The organism is Acidithiobacillus sp. TH-A35 (assembly GCF_057473505.1).
Window position 1 is genome coordinate 1 of the sequence record NZ_JBYCKR010000317.1, and the last position, 5,956, is coordinate 5,956.

Annotated in this window: 7 protein-coding genes and 1 pseudogene; all 8 read left to right on the forward strand. The window is 58.4% G+C overall.

Annotated features, from left to right (window positions below; genetic code table 11):
- Positions 1 to 243, forward strand: a pseudogene (locus tag AC2VNK_RS10045) (hypothetical protein); the annotation flags it as partial.
- Between the two features lie 257 nt (positions 244 to 500).
- Positions 501 to 869 (forward strand): HesB/IscA family protein, encoded by a 369-nt coding sequence (locus AC2VNK_RS10050; RefSeq protein ID WP_215876751.1) that lies wholly within the window; start codon positions 501 to 503, stop codon positions 867 to 869.
- Positions 870 to 873: 4 nt separating this feature from the next.
- Positions 874 to 1,749, forward strand: coding sequence for a Fe-S cluster assembly protein NifU (nifU, locus tag AC2VNK_RS10055; protein WP_291508413.1), 876 nt, complete (start codon positions 874 to 876; stop codon positions 1,747 to 1,749).
- A gap of 2 nt (positions 1,750 to 1,751) precedes the next feature.
- Positions 1,752 to 2,960, forward strand: coding sequence for a cysteine desulfurase NifS (nifS, locus tag AC2VNK_RS10060; protein WP_486883654.1), 1,209 nt, complete (start codon positions 1,752 to 1,754; stop codon positions 2,958 to 2,960).
- Positions 2,953 to 4,113, forward strand: a complete 1,161-nt coding sequence (gene nifV, locus AC2VNK_RS10065; RefSeq protein WP_486883655.1) for a homocitrate synthase — start codon at positions 2,953 to 2,955, stop codon at positions 4,111 to 4,113. Before nifS ends, nifV begins: the two co-directional genes overlap by 8 nt.
- Positions 4,114 to 4,128: 15 nt before the next feature.
- Positions 4,129 to 4,938, forward strand: a complete 810-nt coding sequence (cysE, locus tag AC2VNK_RS10070; RefSeq protein ID WP_486883656.1) for a serine O-acetyltransferase — start codon at positions 4,129 to 4,131, stop codon at positions 4,936 to 4,938.
- Positions 4,939 to 4,942: 4 nt separating this feature from the next.
- Positions 4,943 to 5,275, forward strand: a complete 333-nt coding sequence (gene nifW, locus AC2VNK_RS10075) for a nitrogenase-stabilizing/protective protein NifW (protein ID WP_486883657.1) — start codon at positions 4,943 to 4,945, stop codon at positions 5,273 to 5,275.
- A gap of 64 nt (positions 5,276 to 5,339) precedes the next feature.
- Positions 5,340 to 5,956 (forward strand): SagB/ThcOx family dehydrogenase (locus AC2VNK_RS10080; protein ID WP_486883658.1); only part of this gene is annotated, 617 nt, incomplete at its 3' end.

Here is a 5,956-nt window from a genome sequence, read left to right on the forward strand (position 1 = left end):
CTGGAATACAAGGGTATTCCATTTTATATCCTGCCGCTGGATGAAGCGACGGTCTACAATGAACTGCTGGACTTGTTCGGACTGGAACGCAACGACCTCAAAAAGCTCGACACGGCGGGCAAAATCAATCGTATCGCCGAGAGTGCCTTGCAATACAGTGCCGTATTCCCCGAGATCAGCTATGCGGACTGCCTAGCGGGCATGGGTCCGGTACGTGATCCCGGTGAAAACCGGCCCGTATAAGCGCTTTTGCCACTGTTTTAGCGAAAACCCGGATACCCAGCGGTCTCCGGGTTTTTGACATTCCGGCCCTGCCCCGAGATGTTCGTTTTCTTGCAAAACCATCCTGGGAGATGTAGAGAAACCAACAAAATGCCCTAATGACACCTCAACATCCGTTGTTAATCATCACAATAACAATAAGTTGATAACAAATCCCAAAACTGGCCCAAGTCTTGCAAGGAAGCACACAGGAACCCCTGTCGCGTAAGGAGTATGTCATGCTGATATTGACGGAAAAAGCCATTGATGTCGTAAAGAATCTGCTTGCCGAGAATCCTGAAGCGAGCGGATTACGGGTTGCGGTGACCGGAGGCGGTTGCTCCGGTTATCAATATGGAATGGGATTGGAGGCCGAAGCAGGCGCCGAGGACACCGTGGTGGCGATAGAGGGCGTGCCAGTTTACGTGGACAATGCCAGCGCCACACTGCTCAGCGGGGTCGTCATTGACTACGTGGACGAACTCAGCGGCAGCGGCTTCCGTTTCGAAAACCCCAATGCTACGGGGACCTGCGGTTGCGGGTCATCATTCACCACGGGAGACGAAGCCTCCGCTTCCTCAGCCTCCTCCTGCGGACATCGGAGCTGACGCCATGTGGGATTATACCGATAAAGTCAAAGATTTATTTTTCAACCCCAAGAATACCGGGGTCCTCGAAGAGGCCAATGCGGTCGGCGAGGTCGGTTCCATCAGTTGCGGGGATGCCCTGCGCCTGATGCTCAAGGTAGACCCGGATACGGATGTCATTCTGGATGCCCGCTTCCAGACTTTTGGCTGCGGCTCCGCCATCGCCTCGTCATCGGCGTTGACTGAACTGATCAAGGGCAAGACGCTGGATGAAGCGCTCAAAATCACCAATCAGGACATCGCTGAGTTTTTGGGCGGGCTTCCTCCGGAGAAAATGCATTGTTCCGTTATGGGTGCCGAGGCCCTGCACGCCGCCATCGCCAATTACCGCGGCGAAGAATGGGCAGATGATCACGAAGAAGGCGCGCTGGTATGTAAATGCTTCGCCATTGACTCGGCGCTGATTGAGAAAGTGGCCAGAGAAAACCATTTGTCGACGGTCGAAGAGATCACTTTCTATACCAAGGCGGGCGGCGGCTGCCAGAGCTGCCATGAGCAGATCGAAGATATCCTCGCGGCAGTAAACGGCAGCGCGCCGCTACCGGTGGTGGCAGCGAAACCCGCCGCCAAAGCCGCCCCGGCGCCCATGACCATGGTGCAGAAAATCCAGAAAATATCCGCCGTGATTGATGAAATGCGCCCGCAATTCCAGATGGATGGCGGCAATATCGAACTGGTCGATGTGGATGGTGATACGGTCATGGTGGCCATGAGCGGCTCGTGCATGAACTGCCAGTCTTCCGGGATCACCATTTCCGGCATCCAGGAACGCCTGATGCTGACTTTGGGCCGTCCCGTACGGGTAGTTCCGGCCAGCATGCCGCAAGCCGTGGGGGTATAGCCATGAGCAGCGCCTATATGGACAACAATGCCACCACCCGGGTAGATCCCCGGGTGCTGGAGACCATTCTTCCCTACTTCAGCGAATATTACGGCAACCCCTCCTCCATGCACAGCTTCGGCGGCGATGTGGGCAAACGTCTGGAAGAAGCGCGCGCCTCCGTACAGGCGCTGCTGGGGGTAGAACACGACTCGGAAATCATTTTTACCTCCTGCGGTACGGAGTCCGATAACACCGCCATCCTCTCGGCCCTAGCCATACAACCCAGCCGCCGGGAAATCATCACCAGCGTGGTGGAACACCCCGCCATTCTGTCTCTCTGTGATCATCTCGAACGTCATGAAGGCTATAAAGTCCACTACATTCCCGTGGACCGGCTTGGGCGCATCTCCATGGAGGCGTATGCCGCGGCGCTCAGCGAGCAGGTGGCCGTCGTCTCCATGATGTATGCCAACAATGAGACGGGAACGATCTTCCCCGTCGAAACCATGGCACGGATGGCCAAGGAGAAAGGCGCACTCTTTCATACGGACGCCGTGCAGGCGGTGGGCAAAATTGCCCTGAACATGCAGGAGTCGGCCATCGACATGCTCTCCCTCTCCGGGCATAAGCTGCATGCCCCGAAGGGCATCGGTGCGCTCTATGTGCGCCGGGGCACCCGCTACCGACCCATGCTGCGCGGTGGTCACCAGGAACGCGGGCGCCGGGCCGGAACAGAAAATACCACGGGCATTATCGCCCTGGGCCTGGCGGCAGACATGGCCCTGGAGCACATGAAGTATGAAAACACCGTGGTGCGCGCTTTAAGGGATCGTCTGGAGGCCGGGATACTGGCACAGGTGCCCTATGCTTTCGCCAACGGCGATCCGGAACACCGCCTGCCCAATACGGCCAGCATCTCTTTTGAATACATCGAGGGCGAGGCCATTCTTATGCTCCTGAGCCGGGTCGGCATCGCCGCCTCCTCGGGTTCCGCCTGTACCTCCGGGTCGCTGGAGCCGTCCCATGTGCTGCGCGCCATGGACATTCCCTATACGGCGGCGCACGGCACCATCCGTTTCTCTCTCTCCCGGGAGACCACGGAAGCAGAAGTGGACTGGGTGATTGCGCAGACACCGCCCATCATCGAGCAATTGCGGCGTCTGTCCCCCTACTGGGGGGCCAACGGCCCCATTCTCACTGACAACGCTTTTGCACCTGTGTATGCATGAAATCAGCCCGATCTCCAAAAGCTTCTCGGTAATCCACGACACCACCCTGCGCGATGGCGAACAGACCGCAGGGGTGGCTTTCCGCCCCGAGGAAAAACTGGCTATCGCCGAGAGTCTGGCCAATGCCGGGATTCCGGAGTTGGAGATCGGCATCCCCGCCATGGGGAGCGAAGAGGAGGAAACCATCCGGGGCATTGCCCAGATGGGCCTCCCCGCCCGCCTGGTGGTCTGGTGCCGGATGCACGATACGGATCTCGCTGCGGCAAAGCGTTGTGCTGTGGATATGGTCAACGCCTCGGTGCCGGTTTCAGATATCCAGATTCGCAGCAAGATGGGCAAAGATCGTCAGTGGGTCTTGCAGCAGGTGGATCGCCGGGTGAAGCAGGTGCTGGACAGCGGCATGGACGCGGCTGTGGGCGGCGAAGATGCCTCCCGGACGCCGCTGGACTTTATCCTGCGGGTCATGGAGGTCGCACAACGAGCGGGGGCGCGCCGCTTTCGCTATGCCGACACCCTGGGCATTCTGGAGCCCTTTAATACCGCCCATATCATGCGGCGCTTAAGGGCGGCCACGGACATGGAAATTGAAATCCATGCCCACAACGATCTGGGTCTGGCCACTGCCAACTCCATCGCGGCCCTGCGTTTTGGTGCCACCCATGTGAACACGACAGTGAACGGTCTCGGCGAACGCGCCGGTAACGCCGCGCTGGAGGAAGTGGTCATGTGTCTGCATCATTTGCACGGCTTCGAGACCGGCATTGAAGTGCGCCAGTTCAAGGCAATTTCGCAATTGGTGGCATTGGCTTCCGCGCGACCGGTGCCCGCCGGAAAAAGCATCGTCGGCGATGCCATTTTCAGCCACGAGTCGGGCATTCATGTCGATGGACTGATCAAAAACCCCCGCAATTACCAGAGCTTCGACCCGGAGGAACTGGGGCGCCAGCATAACATGGTGCTGGGCAAGCACTCCGGTACCAAGGCCATCATGCGCGCCTACGCTGAACTGGGCAGCGCCATCACCGAATTACAAGCACAAAGCATCCTCAAACAGATTCGCGTCTATGTGCTTCAGCACAAGGCACCACCGCCCGTAGAGGACCTGCATCGCTTTCTTCTGGAGAGCGTGGAGTCCCCGCACGCTCATTCCTGAATGGAGGACACGCCCGTGGCTGCTACCCTGCTCGACAAAGAACAACCCCGCAAGTCCGGTCTGTGGCGCAACCTGCGCGACGATATTCACTGTGTTTTCGAACGCGATCCGGCTGCCCGTAGTACGTTGGAAATCCTCACTACCTACCCTGGGGTACACGCGTTGCTGGCACATCGACTCGCCCATCGCTGGTGGCGGGGCGGTTGGCGGTATCCGGCGCGCGTGCTCAGCGCGATGGCGCGCTTCTCGACCGGCATCGATATCCATCCGGGGGCACAGATCGGGCGCCGATTCTTCATTGATCACGGCATGGGCGTGGTGATTGGCGAAACGGCTGAGATTGGTGATGATTGCACCCTGTACCATGGGGTGACGCTGGGGGGCACGAGCTGGAATCCGGGCAAGCGTCACCCGACATTACAGGATCGAGTCATGGTGGGTGCGGGTGCGAAGATCCTCGGGCCCGTCACTATCGGTCATGACAGTCAGGTGGGTGCCAATGCGGTGGTCATTAACGATGTGGCACCGGGTATGACGGTCGTGGGCATCCCCGGCCGCGTCGTGCTGCCTGCGGAACGCCGCCGCATCAACGCCCACGGTATTGATCTGGATCACCATCTCATGCCGGACCCGGTGGGCAAGGCCATTCAGTGCCTGATGGAACGGATTTCCCAACTGGAATTGCAGGCCCAGTCCAGCGGGCGTGCTGTGCAACTGACGGAAAAAGACTGCAATAACTGTCCGGATTCCGATCCCAACCTGTGTGGGCCAAACAGCAGCCCAGCAGCTTTAGCTCCCCTCCCCTCTGACGAATTCCAAGGATGACACCATGAGTGATCTACGTAAAACACTGGCGAGTTTGTCCTCCGCTGAGGATTTCCTGAAGTTTCTGAACATCGACTATGATGAGACGGTAGTCCATATTAATCGTCTCCATATCCTCAAACGTTTTCATGACTACCTGAAAAGAGAGGGGAATACGGACGCCCTGAATGATCAGGCGCTGCAAGCGCTTTATGTGAAATTACTCAGCCAGTCGTATCAGGATTTTGTGGTATCTGACGCAGTCTCCGAAAAGGTGTTCAAAGTCTTTCATCAGGCCATGGGTGTCAGTCACGTCTCTCTGGAAAAGGTGGCGGTCAGCGCGCCGAAAGCACGTTGACAGGTGGTTGCCGCGCCAGAATAAAATGCCACGACCAAGGCTGACTAACGGAACGGCGCACATCATGGCGACAAGCGATAACAGCGAAGCGGTGCAAGTGGTGATGGCCTACCATGAACGGTCCAAGCATCACCTGAATCGCTATGCCGCCGGGCCGGAAGCGCTGGACTGGGATACACAACCCAACCCCTTCCGCGAGTTCACCGGAAGCCCGCAGCGCATCTTACCGTTGCTGACGGACGAAACTGCCGTCACCTTCACCGGGCTGCCCGCCGCCACGCCCCAACCCTTCACTCTCCAGGCGGTCGCTCAGTTTTTGGAGATTTCCCTCGGGCTGGCGGCATGGAAGGAATACGGCCCGGATCGCTGGGCGTTGCGCTGCAACCCGTCCAGCGGCAACCTGCATCCCACCGAGGCCTATCTTCTCGCCTTCGGGGTGCATGGCATCAGTGATGGACTCTACCACTATTTGAGTCGGGATCATTTGTTAGAACAACGCTGGTATCCCGATACCGGACAGCACGGCTCAGGGGTGTATATCGCGCTGACTTCCATAGCGTGGCGCGAAGCGTGGAAATATGGCGAACGGGCACTGCGTTATTGCCAACTGGATATTGGCCATGCGCTGGGTGCCCTGCGCTACGCTGCGGGTACCCTGGGTTGGCACCTTCGCCTGCGCGG